The sequence below is a fragment of the Bradyrhizobium sp. WSM2254 genome (genome assembly GCF_000472645.1).
Taxonomy (GTDB): Bacteria; Pseudomonadota; Alphaproteobacteria; order Rhizobiales; family Xanthobacteraceae; genus Bradyrhizobium; species Bradyrhizobium niftali.
Map to the genome: position 1 here is coordinate 458,098 of NZ_AXAB01000002.1, position 15,279 is coordinate 473,376.

The window sequence follows — 15,279 nt, forward strand, 5'->3', positions numbered from 1 at the left end:
GGTGACGCCGGACGCTTGATCGGAGCGGGCCATCCCGGCCGCGATCTTCCCGGCTTTCGCCAGGCGCTTCGACTCTCGGCCGGGCTGCGTGTTACGGACCGCCTCGGCCAGCATCTCGCGAAGCTCAGCCTTTGTCTTGGGTGCTTGTCGCGTCGTCGACTTCTGCCAGTTTGTCATGCCCCTTATATGGGGATGATCGAGCTAAATGCCACTCTTCGCGTTCGTGCTGGCCGATAGAGCGGGAGTAGCCAGGAGAAAGCCGACAGAATCGTGCAGGAGTTCGTAGGCACGGTCGACGATATCGTCCAGGGATATGGTCTTGGCGAACATGCGCTGCGCCTCAGCCAGCAACTGCTCGCGGGTCGGCATGCTGGACAGGCGCAAGTCGGCACGGTGCTGCAACAGACTGAGTGCGTCCCTGACCGACAATTCGGTCTCGTGGATCGACGTTCTGATCGCGAGCGCGATGTGTTCAGGATCAAAGCGAGCGGCGAGCTGCTCGGCCGCTTGCTTGACCACGCGTGATCCCAGCCGATGCTCGTTGCGCAGAACCTGCCTGGGCGGCAACTTCAGATCCCGGACAATCCCGAGCCAGGACAAGGCCACCAGGACGTAATAGGTCAGATCAACCTCATACCAGTAGAACCCCTGACGGGCGCTGGCCTGGTAGGCGTGATGGTTGTTGTGCCACCCCTCACCCATCGTCAACAGGGCGAGCAGCCAGTTGTTGCGGGAGTCGTCGCCGGTCACATACCGCCTGCGTCCGTGGACATGTGCGAGGGAGTTGATGCAGAACGTGGCGTGATACAGAACCACGGTGCTCCACATAAATCCGACCACGAGCCCCGACCACCCGGCAACGAGGAAGCACAGACCCGCGAGCACGACCGCCGGCAACAGCTCCAGCCTGTGCAGCCACATCAACTCGGGATACGACGCCAGATCCGATACTTTCACGAGGTCGGTCGCATCGTGCTGCCGGTAGAATATCCAGCCGACATGACTGTACACGAAGCCCTTGTGTCGGGGCGAGTGCACATCATGCGCCGTATCCGAGTGCAGATGATGATGGCGGTGTTTGGCGGCCCACCACAGCACGCTTTTCTGAGCGCTGCTCTGGGCAAGGAAGGCAAGGATGAACTGGAACACCCGGCTCGTCGCGTAAGCCCGATGCGAGAAGTAGCGATGATATCCGGCGGTGATCCCAAACATGCGCAACCAATAAAGCGCGGCGCAGATCGCGATGGCCTGCCACGAGACGCCCGACCAGATCGCCGCGACGCATCCCGCATGGATCAATACAAACGGCAGGACCTGCGGATACATGACGTCGTCGTGTTCCTGATCTGAGTCCTGGCCTGAATCGATATTGGTAGACACGCTCGCGACCTCAGCTGTTTCGATGGGCGGGCCAACCCGCAACCGGTCTAAAAAAACCCGCGGCCGGTAAACCAGTCGCGGGTCGAGAGAACCAGAAGCTCTGCCAGTACATCCGTGGTCAAAGCAACATAGTACCGATTGCGGCAGCCTAGGCGGCGCGCAGATTTTCCGCAGCAGACTTGCCGGTCCGGCGGTCCGCGACGATTTCGAAGGAAACCTTCTGCCCTTCGTTGAGGGTGCTCATGCCGGCGCGTTCGACTGCGCTGATATGAACGAAAACGTCCTGGCCGCCCTGGTCCGGCTGAATGAAGCCGAAACCCTTTTGGCCGTTAAACCACTTCACAGTTCCCGTATTCATGGGGTCGTCCTTTAACATAGATAAGGCTTTGGAACCGCGCTCAAGAGCGCAGTCAGCGAATTCGAGATCTGGAGGGAGGGTCGTCAGTCAGGCACGCTTAACAGCGGCGAGGCCAAGTCGTTCGGCCGAAACTCGATGAGACCAATATGGCTGTTGTTCGGGCATTTCACAAGGGGCCATATGTCGCTGTTTTCGGACCCAAGTGTTCCGTGGACGGCCGCGCGCGCCCCATCCGTGTGGAAGAGGCTCGGTGGCGGCATGGGCGCCGCAGCGTTAGAGCCAAGCCTTGTCAGCTCCGGAACTTACGGTTTGTAGCGGAGCGCGCCAATGAAAGCAGACAATGCGGGCGGCGTCTGCCGCCGGCTAGGGTGATAGAGGTAATAGCCGGGGAAGGTCGGGCACCATTTCTCCAGAATTCGCTTGAGCCGCCCGGCCCGGACGTCCGCCGCCACCTCATCCGCGTAGACATACGCAATGCCTTGCCCCGCCAGGGCGGCCTCGCGAGTCAGATCGGCGTTGTTGAACACGAGCGGCCCCTCGACGCGCACCTGGAACGGTCGCCCCTTCTCCTCGAAGTCCCAGGCATAAAGCCCACCCGATCTGACATGCCGGTAGTTGATGCAACGATGGCCGGCGAGTTCGCGGGGCGTTCTGGGCACTGGATGGTCGGCGAAATACGAGGGCGCGCCGACCACGGCCATCCGGATGTCCGGCCCGATGCGGACCGCGATCATGTCCTTCTCGACGATGTCGCCGAAACGGATGCCGGCGTCGATGCGGTCCGCGACGATGTCGGTCAGATTGTCATCGACGATCATGTCCACCCGGATATCGGGATGGGCCGCGAGGAAGCGCGGCAAGACCGGCATCACCACGGACGAGACCGTGTGCTTGGTTGCCGTAACGCGGACGGTGCCGGACGGCTTGCCGCGCAGGGCGCCGACTGCATTTACGCCTGAGGAAATCTCGTCCAGCGCGGGACGCAGCGAACGCAGCAGCGTCTCGCCCGCCTCGGTCGTCGATACCGAGCGCGTGGTCCGCGACAGCAGCCGCACCCCGAGCCGTTCCTCCAGGCTCTTCATGGCGTGGCTCAATGCCGGCTGGGACATGCCGAGCTCGGCCGCCGCGCGCGTGAAACTGCCCTGCTCCGCGACCGCCGCAAAGGCGGCGAGGTCATAAAGATCGTCCCGTTTCATTCATGCACCACATGCATAAGCTTAAGCGGATTATAGCGCCTAATCGGAATCGACAACCAGGGTTATCTGGCTGTGTGCGGGCCCTGGCCGGCGGTCTGCGCGCGATAGCCCGTAAGGAGCGAACTCATGAAGCTTGTGGTGAACAACCGAGAGGTCACGATCGATGCCGATCCTGCGATGCCCCTGCTCTGGGCGCTGCGCGACGTTATCGGGCTGACCGGCACCAAGTTCGGGTGTGGCGCCGCCCAATGCGGCGCCTGCACGGTGCACATGGATGGCCAAGCCATTCGTTCCTGTATCACGCCAATCTCCGACGCCGAGGGCAAGAAGCTCACCACCATCGAAGCCGCGACCGACGGCACCGACCGCGTCGGTGCCGCGGTGCATGCAGCCTGGATCAAGCACGACGTGGCGCAGTGCGGCTACTGCCAGAGCGGCCAGATCATGAGCGCCATTGCCTTGCTCAAATCGCTGCCGCGCGGCCAGCAGCCCACCGCCGACAGCATCGACGCGGCCATGGCCGGCAACATCTGCCGCTGCGGCACCTATGTCCGCATCCGCGCCGCCGTGGCCGACGCCGCCCGCACGCTCGCCTGAAGGAACCGCCATGTTACCCAACATCGACTACAGTGAACTGCCGCGCGCGCTCCAGCACATGCTGGAACGGGGGCAGACCGTGAAGACGCTGCCGCGCCGCAGCTTCCTGAAACTCGCCGGCGCCACCGGGCTGGCGCTCGGCGCCTTTCCTCACATCGCGATGGGCGATGCGGCCGCCGGCGGCAAGGCAGCCAGCAGTCTCAAGCCGACGCAGCAGCCGTCAGCCTTCGTCCAGATCGCCGGCAATGGCGAGGTCACGGTGACGATCAATCGACTGGAATTCGGCCAGGGCGTGCACACCGCGTTGCCGATGATCCTGGCGGAAGAGCTCGACGCCGATTGGAACCTGGTGCGCAGCCGGCACGGCACGAGTGATGCGGCCTACACCGATCCGCTGTACGGCATTCATATCACCGGCGGCTCCAATTCGATCAAGAACAGCTTTTCGCAATATCGCGAGCTCGGCGCACGCGCACGGGCCATGCTGCTCGGAGCCGCCGCAGCGCGCTGGAAGGTCGATGTGGCCACCCTGCGCACGCAGGCCGGTACGGTGCTCGGCCCCGGCGGCCGCAAGCTCGGTTACGGCGAACTGGCCGAGGCCGCTATGGCGCAGCCGGTGCCTGAGAAGGTTACGCTGAAGGATCCGAAGGATTTCCGCATCATCGGCCGCCCCACGCCGCGCCTGGATGCGCGGGCCAAGAGCAGCGGGCGACAGGATTTCGGCATCGATGCTCGCCTGCCCGGCCAGTTGACCGCCGTCGTGGCGCGTCCGCCGGTGTTCGGAGCGCGCCTTGCCGCAATGGACGACAGCGCGGCAAGCACCGTCAGAGGCGTCAGGGCCGTGCTGCGCGTGCCGCTGGATGGCGGCGCCGAAGGCGTCGCGGTGGTGGCCGACGGATACTGGCAGGCCACGCAGGGCCGCGACGCGCTGAAGCTAACGTGGGACACCGCGAAGGTGGAAAAGGTCGACAGCGAACGGCAGCTCGCGCAGTATCGCGAGCTGGCCAGCCGCCCCGGACCGCGCAAGTTCGACGCCGACATCGCGCCGCTCAACTCAGCCCCTCGGCAATTGGAAGCGGAGTTCGTATTCCCCTACCTCGCTCACGCGGCGATGGAGCCCTTGAACTGCACTGTTTCGCTTAGCGAAGGTCGCGCCGAACTGTGGTTCGGCAGCCAGTGTGCCGGCCTCGACGCGGCCGCGGCGGCACGCGTGCTGAACCTGAAGCCTGAGCAGGTCACGGTGAACGTGCAAATGGCCGGCGGCGGCTTCGGCCGGCGCTTCTCCAGCACGAGCGACGTCGCGGTCGAGGCCTGCGAGATCGCCAAGGCTGCGCGCGCCGCTGGCCTGAACGCACCTGTGCGCACGCTGTGGAGCCGCGAGGATGACATGCGGGGCGGCTTCTACCGTCCGATGCATCTGCACCGCGCCCGCATCGGCTTCGACGAACAAGGCAACGTACTGGCCTGGGACCATGTCATTGTCGGCCAATCCGTCACCACGGGCTCCGTGTTCGAGCAGTTCCAGGTGAAGAACGGCATCGACCGTACCGCCACTGAAGGCATGCGCGAACCTTACCCGCTGCCAATGCGCCTGACCGTGCATCACCCCAAGCTCAACGTGCCGGTGCTGTGGTGGCGTAGCGTCGGCTCCACCCACACCGCCTTCGTGATGGAGACGCTGCTCGACGAGATCGCCCGCGCGACGCAGCAGGATCCGGTCGCCTACCGCATGCGGCTGTTCGGCGACAAGCACCTGCGCCACAGGGACGCGCTGCAACTGGCGGTGGACAAGAGCGGCTACGGCAAGACGCGCCTGGCTGAAGGCCGGGCCTGGGGCGTCGCCGTGCACGAGTCCTTCAGCTCCGTGGTGGCCTATGTGGTGGAAGCCTCGGTGAAAGACGGCCGGCCGGTGCTGCACCGCGTGACGGCAGGCGTGCATTGCAATCTCGCGGTGAACCCACGCACTGTGGAGGCCCAGGTGCAGGGCGCGGCGGTCACCGGTCTGTCGATGTGCCTGCCGGGTTCGGCCATCACGCTCAAGGACGGCGTCGTCGAGCAGAGCAACTTTGACGGCTACACCGTCGCGCGCATCACCGACATGCCCGAGTTCAACGTCCACATCGTGCCCAGCGCCGAACCGCCCACGGGCATGGGTGAACCCGGCCTGCCACCCCTGGCCCCGGCATTCGCCAATGCCATCGCTCAACTGACCGGCAAGTCGCTACGTCAGCTACCCTTCAACATCGAAAACAAGAGCCGAACATGAGCAAGGTCTGGTTCATCACGGGTGCAGGTAGCGGCATCGGCGCTGCAACGGCAAGGGCGGCACTGGAGGCAGGCGACCGGGTGGTCGCAACTGGCCGCAATCTCGATAAGGTCCGTCGAGCTCTGAACGACGTTGCAGGCGACAACCTCGTGTTCGTCCAGCTGGACGTCGCCAACGAGACACAGGCGAAGCCAGCGGTCGAGGCGGCAGTCAAGTCATTCGGGCGCATCGACGTTCTCGTCAACAATGCCGGCTACAGCCTGCTCGGCAATTTCGAGGAGTTGAGCACCGCTGAAATCGAGCAGCTGATCGCGACCAATTTCTACGGCGTGATGTACATGATGCGCGCGGTGCTTCCGGTGATGCGCAAGCAGCGGTCTGGCCGGATCATCAACATCAGCTCCCTCGCAGGTGTCGTCGGCTTCAAACACTGCGCAGCCTATAGCGCTGCAAAATTTGCCGTCGAAGGCCTGTCGGCATCGGTGGCCCACGAAGTGGAGCCGTTCGGTATCAAGATCATCACGGTCGAACCCGGCTTCTTCCGGACGGACCTCCTCGATGCCCACAACGCCAAATATGCCGGCAGCACGATCGAGGACTACGCGGCGGAAGGCCCTGCTGAAAATATGTGGTCGGGCTATCACGGCGCCCAGCAGGGTGATCCGGCCAGGCTCGGTGACGTCCTGGTCAAGATCGCCGGGATGGACAATCCACCCAGGCAGTTCGTAGCCGGCAGCGACGCGCTAGCAGTGGTCCGGCCAGCGCTCGAAGCTCGGCTTGAGGAGTTGCTAGCTCACGCGGATCTCTCCAAGTCGACGGACGGCTCCTTCTGAAGTCTGTCGGCCGCCTGACGCGGCAGATAAACAAAAGGCGCCCTTGCGCCGTGTCCACCATCTCTCTGCTGCTATGATAAAGGGTGGGCACGCCCACCTGCTGTTGCAGTGCCCCTCGCCCTAATCTATCAAATCGAAGAAGCCGGCAGAACCACATTCATCCACGTCGCAACCTCCGGTCTTGCGCCGACGCTTCACAGCGACGCGCTGTTGCGAGCTCGCCAAGGACTCTCAGATGCATCCCACCGATCTGCCTACCCAACCCGGCGTCGTTCGTCCTGGCGCGATCGGTCACAGCCGCGCAGTCGTCGGCCGCAATTTCGCATTCATGCCGCCTGAAGGCGTCTTGAAGAGCCGGCTGCCGGCGTGGGAGTCAACGACTGTGCGTTTTCTGGCGGCGCCGAGCCTCGGAGCCGATTTTGCCCAGTTCATGCTGGAAATCGAGCCCTCGGGCGGCACGGCCCAGCCGATCTGCGTGGACATTCAGCATTTCTTCTACGTCGTCACGGGAGCCGTCGACATCAGCATCGGCACCGAACCTCCGACCACATTGACGGCAGGCGCGTTTGCCTACGTTCCGGCCAGCACATCCTTCACGATGAGCTGCCATCCCGCTGCACCCGCCCGCGTTCTCGCGGTCAAGAAGCGTTATGAAACGGCTGACGGCATCGCGTCACCGGCGGCAATCATCGGTCAAGAACAATCGATGCCGATAACGAACCATACCGGACTGGAGGGGCGCGGCTTCAAGCACCTGCTTCCAATGGGCGACTTGCGGTTCGATTTCGAGATGAACCTGATGTTCTTCCAACCCGGCGTCTGCTTTCCAGCCGTCGAGACCCATATCATGGAACACGGGTTGTTCATGCTGGAGGGGCAAGGTTTGTATTATCTTGGCGATAGCTGGCACGAAATCTGGGTCGATGACTTCATCTGGATGGGATCGTTCTGTCCGCAGCAATTCTATCCGACCGGTTCGAACCGCTCGGTCTACCTTCTGTACAAGAACGTCAACCGGGACGTGGTCCTCTGACAAGCGTCGCGGGACACCAGCGCAATTCAGAGGAGCGGAAGCGATAGTCGCTCCCTAGGCCGCCTTCTTGGCCTGCGCCAGTTGCGCCAGCTGCCGCATGATCTCCGTGGTGCCGGCGAGCCGCTCTTCCGGGGTCTCCCAGTCCTGCAGGAACACCACCTTCATGTCGGGCCGCACCTTCGCCGCCTGGCCGTGGCTGCGAATGAACGTCACGAGGCGATCGGGATAGGCGAAGGAATTGTCGCGGAAAGCGATGACGGCGCCCTTCGGACCGGCGTCGATCTTCTCGACATTGGCCTTGCGGCAGAACGCCTTGATCGCGGCGACCTTGAAGAGGTAACGCACCTCGTCGGGCAGCACGCCAAAGCGGTCGCGCATCTCGGCGCCGAAGTTCTCGATCTCCTCCTCGGTGTCGAGATCGGCCAGGCGCCGGTACAGCGACAGACGAACCGAGAGATCGCTGACGTAATCCTCCGGGATGAGCACGGGCATGCCGATCGTGATCGACGGCGACCAGCGGTCGGCGGCCGGCTCGGAGACGCCGGCCTTGAGGTTGACGATCGCCTCCTCCAGCATCGACTGGTAGAGCTCGAAGCCGACCTCCTTGATATGGCCGGACTGCTCCTCGCCGAGCAGATTGCCGGCGCCGCGGATGTCGAGGTCGTGCGAGGCGAGCTGGAAGCCCGCACCCAGCGTCTCCAGCGATTGCAGCACGGTGAGCCGGCGCTCGGCCTGCCCCGTGATCTTCTGCTGCGCCGGCAGCGTGAACAGCGCGTACGCCCGCAGCTTGGAGCGGCCGACGCGGCCGCGGAGCTGATAGAGCTGGGCGAGGCCGAACATGTCGGCGCGATGCACGATCAGCGTGTTGGCGTTGGGAATGTCGAGGCCGGATTCGACGATCGTGGTCGACAGCAGGATGTCGAACTTGCCGTCGTAGAACGCGGTCATGATGTCCTCGATCACGGCGGGCGGCATCTGCCCGTGCGCGACCGCGACCTTCATCTCCGGCACGTTCTTGTCGAGGAAGTCCTTGACCTCGGCGAGGTCGTCGATGCGCGGCACCACGTAGAACGCCTGGCCGCCGCGGTAGCGCTCGCGCAAGAGCGCCTCCCGGATCATCAAGGGATCGTGCGGGGCGACGAAGGTGCGCACCGCAAGGCGGTCGACCGGGGGCGAGGCAATGATCGAGAGCTCGCGCACGCCGGTGAGCGCCAGCTGCAGCGTGCGCGGGATCGGCGTCGCCGACAGCGTCAGCACGTGCACCTCGGAGCGAAGCGCCTTCAGCCGTTCCTTGTGAGTGACGCCAAAATGCTGCTCCTCGTCGACGATGACGAGGCCGAGATCGCGGAACTTGATGGCCTTGCCGAGCAGCGCGTGGGTGCCGACGACGATGTCGACCGAGCCGTCGGCGATGCCCTTCTTGACCTGGTTCAGCTCCTTGGTCGGGATCAGGCGCGAGGCCTGCGCCACGTTCACCGGAAAGCCCTTGAAGCGCTCGGTGAAGGTTCTTGCGTGCTGGCGCGCCAGCAGCGTGGTCGGCACCACGACCGCGACCTGCTTGCCTTCGAGCGCCACGGCAAAGGCCGCGCGCAAGGCCACCTCGGTCTTGCCGAAGCCGACGTCACCGCAGATCAAACGGTCCATGGGACGGCCGAATTCGAGGTCCTTCAGGGTCGATTCGATCGCCCCGAGCTGGTCCTCGGTCTCGTCATAGGGGAAGCGCGCACAGAATTCGTCATAGAGGCCCGGCTGCACCGGCAGCTTTGGCGCCTCGTGCAAATGGCGCGCGGCGGCGATCTTGATCAGCTCGCCCGCGATCTCGCGGATGCGGTTCTTGAGTTTCGCCTTGCGGGTCTGCCAGCCGCTGCCACCGAGACGGTCGAGCTCGACCGTGGTCTGGTCGGAGCCGTAGCGCGACAACAGCTCGATGTTCTCGACGGGGAGGAACAACTTCGTCTCGGCGGCGTAGTGCAGCTCGAGGCAATCATGCGGCGCGCCGGCGACGTCGAGCGTTTGCAGACCGACGAACCGGCCAATGCCGTGATCGACGTGGACCACGATGTCGCCGGCGGCAAGGCTCGTCACCTCCGAGATGAAATTGTCCAGCTTGCGGCTCGCCCTGCGCGGCCGCACCAGGCGGTCGCCGAGGATGTCCTGCTCGCTGATGAGCGCGATCTCGTCGGTCTCGAAGCCGCTGTCCAAGCCGAGCACGGCGAGCATGGTTTCGTTGCGCGGGGTCGCCTGCACCGTGCGCCAGCTGTTGACGCTGGTGGTGTGGGCCAGCTTGTGGTCGCGCAGCATCGAGGTCATGCGGTCGCGCGAGCCTTCGCTCCACAGCGTGATCACGACCTTCTTGCGCTGCGCCTGCAGGGCCATCACGTGGCTGACCACGGATTCGAACACGTTGACGGTGGTGTCGTTGCGCTCCGGCGCGAAGTCGCGGCCCTTGCGTGCGCCGGCATCGACGACACCCGTGCCATCCGCCGGCACGGAGAATTGCGTGAGGCGCGCCAGCGGGATGTCGCCGAGGCGCTTGGTCCACTCCTCTTCGGTGAAATACAGCCGGTCCGGCGGCAGCGGCTTGTAGATGGCGCCGCCGCCCGGATGCTCCATCGCATCGCGGCGGGCCTGGTAATAGTCGAGGATCTGCTTGAAGCGCTCGCGGACGGCGTCCTCGGCCTGCGGCTCGATCGCAACAGTCGCGCCTTGCAGATAGTCGAACAGCGTGTCCATCCGGTCCTGGAACAGCGGCAGCCAGTGCTCCATGCCGGGATGGCGGCGGCCTTCGCTGACAGCCTCGTACAGCGCATCGTCGCGCTCGGGCGCGCCGAACTCTGCGACATAGCCCATGCGGAAGCGGCGGATGGTGTCGGTGACGAGCTGGAATTCGGAGACCGGGACGAGGTCGAGCGAGCGCATGTCGAGCAGCGTGCGCTGGGTCTCGGCGTCGAAGGAGCGGATCGATTCCAGGCTGTCGCCGAAGAAGTCGAAGCGTACGGGCTGCTCGAGGCCGGCCGGAAACAGGTCCAGAATGCCGCCTCGCACGGCATATTCGCCGGGCTCGCGCACGGTCGAGGAGCGGTTGTAGCCGTTGTGCTCGAGCCATGCGACGATGGTGTCCATCGGCACGACGTTGCCGGGGGCGACCGACAGCGCCTGCGCCGCGACGAGGTCGCGCGCCGGCACGCGCTGCACGATGGCGTTGACCGTCGTCAGCACGATCAGCGGCTTGTCGCTACCGGTCAGGGGGGCAAGCCGCGCCAACGTCGTCAGGCGTTGCGCCAAGATACCGCCATGCGGCGAGACGCGGTCGTAGGGCTGGCAGTCCCAGGCCGGGAAGGTCAGCACCGGCAGATCGGGCGCGAAGAACTGCAGCGCGCGTTCGAGCTGCTGCATCCGCGCCCCGTCGCGGCAGACCACCGCAAGGCTGACGGCCGGCTTCTTCGGCCGCGCCGCGATGGCGCGCGCCAGATCCGAGATGACGAGGCCTTCGGCACCTTCCGCGACATTGGCAAGCGTCAGGGCGCGGCCGGGCGTGAGCAGCTCGGCCGGCGATTTCATCCCCTGCTTCATGCGTCGCGGTCCGCGATCGGGAACGCCTTGATGCGGGCAAACAGCGCACCGGTGACGTCGGCCGGCAGCACCTTGTCGCCGATGATGGCGGCATAGAGGTCGGGATCGTTGACCTCGAGCAGTTGCTCGAGCTCGGCGAGCTCGGCATCGGACAGATTGCCGATCTCGGCATCCGCGAAGCGGCCGAGGATCAGGTCCATCTCGCGCGTGCCGCGGTGCCAGCAGCGGAACAGCAGCCGCTTGCGGCGGTCGTCCAGCCCGTTGCTCGATCGTGTCGTTCCCGTCATGTCTCAATTCCAGTCAAACGCCGAAAGCCCGGACGTGCCGGGCGGGGGTGATATAGCTACTTGGGCGGCCGGTGTCAGCTCTTTGTTGGCGCACTGCTGTCTGCCAATTCGTCATGGCCGGGCTTTGTCCCGGCCATCCACGCCGAGCCGTGAAAAAAGACGTGGATGCCCGGCATAAAGCCGGGCATGACGGGCCGAAACGATCCTAGATTCCCCCGATGCGCCCCAGCCTGCTCAATCCCCTGTTTGCTCCCGTGACCAGCCTGCCCGGCGTCGGTCCGAAGCAGGACAAGCTGTTGCAGTACCTGCTCAGCCGCAACGAGACGCCGCGGCTGGTTGACCTTCTGCTGCACTTGCCGAGCCAGGTCATCGACCGCCGCGCCCGGCCGAAGATTCGCGAAGCCGTGCAGGGAACCATGGTGACGCTGGAGGTGACCGTCGACCGCCACCGCCCGCCCCCGCCGCGCAATGCGCGGGCGCCCTACCTCGTGTACGCCAGCGACGATACCGGCGACGTCGTGCTGACGTTCTTCCGCGCCAAGCCGGGCTATGTCGAAAAGCTGCTGCCCGTCGGCGAGAAGCGCTACGTCTCCGGCACGCTCCAGATGTATGACGGCATGCCGCAGATCGTGCATCCCGACCGCGTGCTGGACGAGGAGGCGATCTCAAAACTCTCCGGCATCGATCCGGTCTATCCCTTGACGGAGGGCCTGGCGCTCGGCTCGCTGCGCCGCGCGATCGCGCAAGCGCTCCAGAAATTGCCCGCCTTGCCGGAATGGATCAGCCCGGAGGTGATGCGCCGCTGCCACTTCCCGCCAATCGCCGAAGCCCTCACCCGCGTGCACCAGCCGGTCGAGCTCACGGACATTTTGCCCGATCAGCCGTTCTGGTCCCGCCTCGCCTTCGACGAACTGCTGGCCGGCCAGCTGGCGCTGGCCCTGATCCGCGCACAATTGCGACGCCCGGCCGGCGTGCGCAATGCCGGCGATGGCCATTTGCGCAACAAGATCATCGACGCTCTTCCCTATGCGTTGACGTCTTCCCAGCGCGATGCGGCCGCGGCGATCGCGAACGATCTGCAACAGCCGGTGCGCATGCTGCGCCTGCTCCAGGGCGATGTCGGCTCCGGCAAGACGGTGGTGGCGCTGCTGGCGGCCGCAGCGGTGGCCGAGGTCGGCAAGCAGGCCGCGCTGATGGCGCCGACGGAAATCCTGGCGCGCCAGCACATCAAGACCATCGCGCCGCTGGCGGAGCGCGCCGGCATGCGCGTCGCGATCCTCACCGGCCGCGAAAAGGGCAAGGAGCGACGCGAGATCATTGCCCAGCTCGCCGAGGGCGAGATCGACCTGCTCGTCGGCACCCATGCGCTGATCCAGGACGACGTGATCTTTCGGGACCTCGCGCTTGCCGTGGTCGACGAGCAGCATCGCTTTGGCGTGCGCGAACGGCTCGCGCTGACCTCGAAGGGCGAAGCCGTCGACGTGCTGGTGCTGAGTGCAACCCCGATCCCGCGCACGCTGGTGCTAACGTATTTCGGCGACATGGATATCTCCGAGCTGCGCGAGAAGCCGGCGGGCCGCCAGCCGATTGACACCCGCGCGGTGGCGATGAGCCGCCTCGGCGAAGTCATGGACGGCGTCGGCCGCGCGCTCGAGTCCGGCAAGCTGGTCTACTGGATCTGCCCGCTGGTCGAGGAGTCCGAGGCCGAGGGCACCGAGCACCTCACCAACGCGACCAAACGCTTCGAGAGCCTGCAGAAGCGCTTTGGCGACCGCGTCGGTCTGGTCCACGGCCAGATGAAGGGCACCGAGAAGGATCGCGTGATGGGCCAGTTCGCGGCCCACGAGATCGGCCTTCTCGTCGCCACCACCGTGGTGGAAGTCGGCGTCGACGTGCCCGCGGCCACCATCATGGTGATCGAGAACGCCGAGCGTTTCGGCCTCGCCCAGCTGCATCAGCTCCGCGGCCGCATCGGCCGCGGTTCGGAGGCCTCGACCTGCATCCTGCTCTACTCGGAGCCGCTCGGCGAGATGTCGAAGGCACGGCTGAAGGTGATCCGCGAGACCACCGACGGCTTCCGCATCGCCGAGGAGGATTTGAAGCTGCGCGGCGAAGGCGACGTGCTGGGCGTGCGCCAGAGCGGCCTGCCCGGCTACCGCATCGCGCGCTCGGAGGTGCACGGCCAGCTCATCACCCAGGCTAGAGACGAGGCGTTGCGCATCCTCAAGGACGATCCGAAGCTGAAGGGCGAGCGCGGCGAGGCGCTGCGGTGCCTCTTGTATCTCTACGAGCGGGACGAGGCGATCCCGTTGATCGGGGCGGGTTAGGACGTGGACTCATCAGCGTCGAGCCTCTGGTCCGTTATTTGCGCAATGATCTGAAGGCTGCGCGTACCTCATCTGAAAACAGCTTCGGCTCCTCCCAGGCGGCGAAATGTCCGCCACGTTCGACCTCGCTGAAGTAGGCGAGGCCGGGGTACATAATCTCGACCCAACTTCGGGGCGCAGCAAAGATTTCGCCGGGGAACGTCGTAAATCCCACGGGAACCGCGACCGCAGGAGGAGACTTGCCGGCCGCACGGGCTGCGGCCTGTCCGGCCTCCCAGTACCACCGTGCGGCGGAGGCCCCAGTGCCCGTCAGCCAGTACAGCGTGATGTTGTCGAGGATGCTGTCCCGGGTGAGATTGCCCGCGGGCTTACCCTCCACGAACGCTCGGGAAATCTTGTAGTAGCTGTCCGTGTCATGGTCGAGCATCCAGCTCGCGAGTCCGAGGGGTGAATTCAGCAGGGAGTAGCCGATCGTCTGTGGCCGCGTCGACTGCTCCAGGAAGTAGCCAGAGCCACTCGCCCTAAACGTCGCGGCCGCCTTCTGCGCCGCGCGTTCCTTCTCGGATTCTGCGGGCAGCTTGTCGGACATTGCCGCCACACCCGCGAGCAAGTTGACGTGGATGCCGAGAAGTCCCTTGGGTGCCTGGCGCCCCATCGCATCCGTTACTGCCGCTCCTACGTCGCCACCCTGGGCGACGTAGCGCGTGTAGCCGAGACGATCCATCAGCACCGCCCACGCACGCGCGATGCGCGCTGCGTCCCAGCCGAGTTCGGTCGGCTCACCCGAGAAGCCGTAGCCAGGCAAGGACGGCAGCACCAGGTGGAATGCATCGTCGGGAGTGCCACCATACCTGGTCGGGTCAGTCAGGGGACCGACGGTATCGAGGAGTTCGATGACCGAGCCAGGCCAGCCGTGCGTCATGATCAGCGGCAGCGCGTTCTCATGCCGGGACTTGACGTGGATGAAATGGATCTTCACCCCGTCGATCACGGTCGTGAACTGTGGCAGCGCGTTCAGCCGAGCCTCGCACTTGCGCCAGTCGTACTCAGTCGCCCAGTAGCGGGCGAGCGCCCACAGTGTCGCCAGCTGCACACCCTGCGACCGATCCTCAACGAGCTCTTTGGTGGGCCAGCGCGTGGCCGCGAGACGCCGGCGGAGTTTAGCGAGGTCTTCACCCCGGACATTGACGCGGAAGGGAAGAATTGCGTCGGCTTTGGTCGTACCGAGCGGGGACCCTCCTTGCTTCGATTGCGCGCGTGCGGCGACGAAATGTATTGGAAGCAAGCTGACGGCACCAGTTGCAGCTGCCCCTGCGAGAAGGCTGCGCCGGGTGGGTGAAGAGGAGATTGCGGTCATGGTCAGCCTCCTTGTTTACAAGCCCGCTCCTAGACTAGTGAACTGCGATGCGTCGGCCAGATTCGAACTGTA

At 65.0% G+C, this 15,279-nt stretch carries 11 protein-coding genes; 5 read left to right on the top strand and 6 right to left on the bottom strand.

Going from position 1 to position 15,279, the window contains the following annotated elements:
• Positions 1 to 201: 201 nt before the first annotated feature.
• The 3 genes from A3M7_RS0104670 to A3M7_RS0104680 all read right to left on the bottom strand — a co-directional run bounded on the left by A3M7_RS0104670 (position 202) and on the right by A3M7_RS0104680 (position 2,934).
• Entirely contained in the window at positions 202 to 1,326 is a 1,125-nt protein-coding gene (locus A3M7_RS0104670; protein WP_049823216.1) for an acyl-CoA desaturase, read from the bottom strand.
• Between the two features lie 202 nt (positions 1,327 to 1,528).
• Entirely contained in the window at positions 1,529 to 1,738 is a 210-nt protein-coding gene (locus A3M7_RS0104675; RefSeq protein ID WP_027542880.1) for a cold-shock protein, read from the bottom strand.
• A 302-nt stretch (positions 1,739 to 2,040) separates the two neighbouring features.
• Positions 2,041 to 2,934, bottom strand: coding sequence for a LysR family transcriptional regulator (locus A3M7_RS0104680; protein ID WP_027542881.1), 894 nt, complete (start codon positions 2,932 to 2,934; stop codon positions 2,041 to 2,043).
• A gap of 126 nt (positions 2,935 to 3,060) precedes the next feature.
• Here A3M7_RS0104680 and A3M7_RS0104685 point away from each other — a divergent pair, with 126 nt between their 5' ends.
• The 4 genes from A3M7_RS0104685 (at position 3,061) to allE (ending at position 7,663) form a co-directional block, all read left to right on the top strand.
• The gene (locus tag A3M7_RS0104685; RefSeq protein ID WP_027542882.1) at positions 3,061 to 3,531 is read left to right on the top strand and encodes a (2Fe-2S)-binding protein; all 471 of its coding nucleotides are present in this window, start codon (positions 3,061 to 3,063) and stop codon (positions 3,529 to 3,531) included.
• Between the two features lie 10 nt (positions 3,532 to 3,541).
• A complete protein-coding gene (locus A3M7_RS0104690) occupies positions 3,542 to 5,797 on the top strand; it encodes a xanthine dehydrogenase family protein molybdopterin-binding subunit (RefSeq protein WP_027542883.1) in 2,256 nt (751 codons plus the stop codon).
• The gene (locus tag A3M7_RS0104695; protein ID WP_027542884.1) at positions 5,794 to 6,630 is read left to right on the top strand and encodes an SDR family NAD(P)-dependent oxidoreductase; all 837 of its coding nucleotides are present in this window, start codon (positions 5,794 to 5,796) and stop codon (positions 6,628 to 6,630) included. The genes A3M7_RS0104690 and A3M7_RS0104695 overlap by 4 nt, the downstream gene beginning before the upstream one ends.
• Positions 6,631 to 6,865: 235 nt before the next feature.
• A complete protein-coding gene (allE, locus tag A3M7_RS0104700; RefSeq protein WP_027542885.1) occupies positions 6,866 to 7,663 on the top strand; it encodes a (S)-ureidoglycine aminohydrolase in 798 nt (265 codons plus the stop codon).
• Between the two features lie 54 nt (positions 7,664 to 7,717).
• Here allE and mfd read toward each other — a convergent pair whose 3' ends face one another.
• Positions 7,718 to 11,236 (bottom strand): transcription-repair coupling factor, encoded by a 3,519-nt coding sequence (mfd, locus tag A3M7_RS0104705; RefSeq protein ID WP_027542886.1) that lies wholly within the window; start codon positions 11,234 to 11,236, stop codon positions 7,718 to 7,720.
• Positions 11,233 to 11,523 (bottom strand): succinate dehydrogenase assembly factor 2, encoded by a 291-nt coding sequence (locus A3M7_RS0104710; RefSeq protein ID WP_027542887.1) that lies wholly within the window; start codon positions 11,521 to 11,523, stop codon positions 11,233 to 11,235. The genes mfd and A3M7_RS0104710 overlap by 4 nt, the downstream gene beginning before the upstream one ends.
• 218 nt (positions 11,524 to 11,741) lie before the next feature.
• Between A3M7_RS0104710 and recG the strand changes: the two genes are divergently transcribed.
• Positions 11,742 to 13,850, top strand: a complete 2,109-nt coding sequence (gene recG, locus A3M7_RS0104715) for an ATP-dependent DNA helicase RecG (RefSeq protein ID WP_027542888.1) — start codon at positions 11,742 to 11,744, stop codon at positions 13,848 to 13,850.
• 34 nt (positions 13,851 to 13,884) lie between these two features.
• Here recG and A3M7_RS0104720 read toward each other — a convergent pair whose 3' ends face one another.
• Complete coding sequence (locus A3M7_RS0104720) at positions 13,885 to 15,207, bottom strand: epoxide hydrolase family protein (RefSeq protein WP_027542889.1); 1,323 nt, start codon at positions 15,205 to 15,207, stop codon at positions 13,885 to 13,887.
• Positions 15,208 to 15,279 lie beyond the last annotated feature (72 nt).

Excerpts from the sequence above, each read along its gene's own strand:
- A3M7_RS0104670 (WP_049823216.1), bottom strand. The coding sequence starts at position 1,326 with ATGTATCCGCAGGTCCTGCCGTTTGTATTGATCCATGCGGGATGCGTC.
- A3M7_RS0104675 (WP_027542880.1), bottom strand. The coding sequence starts at position 1,738 with ATGAATACGGGAACTGTGAAGTGGTTTAACGGCCAAAAGGGTTTCGGC.
- A3M7_RS0104680 (WP_027542881.1), bottom strand. The coding sequence starts at position 2,934 with ATGAAACGGGACGATCTTTATGACCTCGCCGCCTTTGCGGCGGTCGCG.
- A3M7_RS0104685 (WP_027542882.1), top strand. The coding sequence starts at position 3,061 with ATGAAGCTTGTGGTGAACAACCGAGAGGTCACGATCGATGCCGATCCT.
- A3M7_RS0104690 (WP_027542883.1), top strand. The coding sequence starts at position 3,542 with ATGTTACCCAACATCGACTACAGTGAACTGCCGCGCGCGCTCCAGCAC.
- A3M7_RS0104695 (WP_027542884.1), top strand. The coding sequence starts at position 5,794 with ATGAGCAAGGTCTGGTTCATCACGGGTGCAGGTAGCGGCATCGGCGCT.
- allE (WP_027542885.1), top strand. The coding sequence starts at position 6,866 with ATGCATCCCACCGATCTGCCTACCCAACCCGGCGTCGTTCGTCCTGGC.
- mfd (WP_027542886.1), bottom strand. The coding sequence starts at position 11,236 with ATGAAGCAGGGGATGAAATCGCCGGCCGAGCTGCTCACGCCCGGCCGC.
- A3M7_RS0104710 (WP_027542887.1), bottom strand. The coding sequence starts at position 11,523 with ATGACGGGAACGACACGATCGAGCAACGGGCTGGACGACCGCCGCAAG.
- recG (WP_027542888.1), top strand. The coding sequence starts at position 11,742 with ATGCGCCCCAGCCTGCTCAATCCCCTGTTTGCTCCCGTGACCAGCCTG.
- A3M7_RS0104720 (WP_027542889.1), bottom strand. The coding sequence starts at position 15,207 with ATGACCGCAATCTCCTCTTCACCCACCCGGCGCAGCCTTCTCGCAGGG.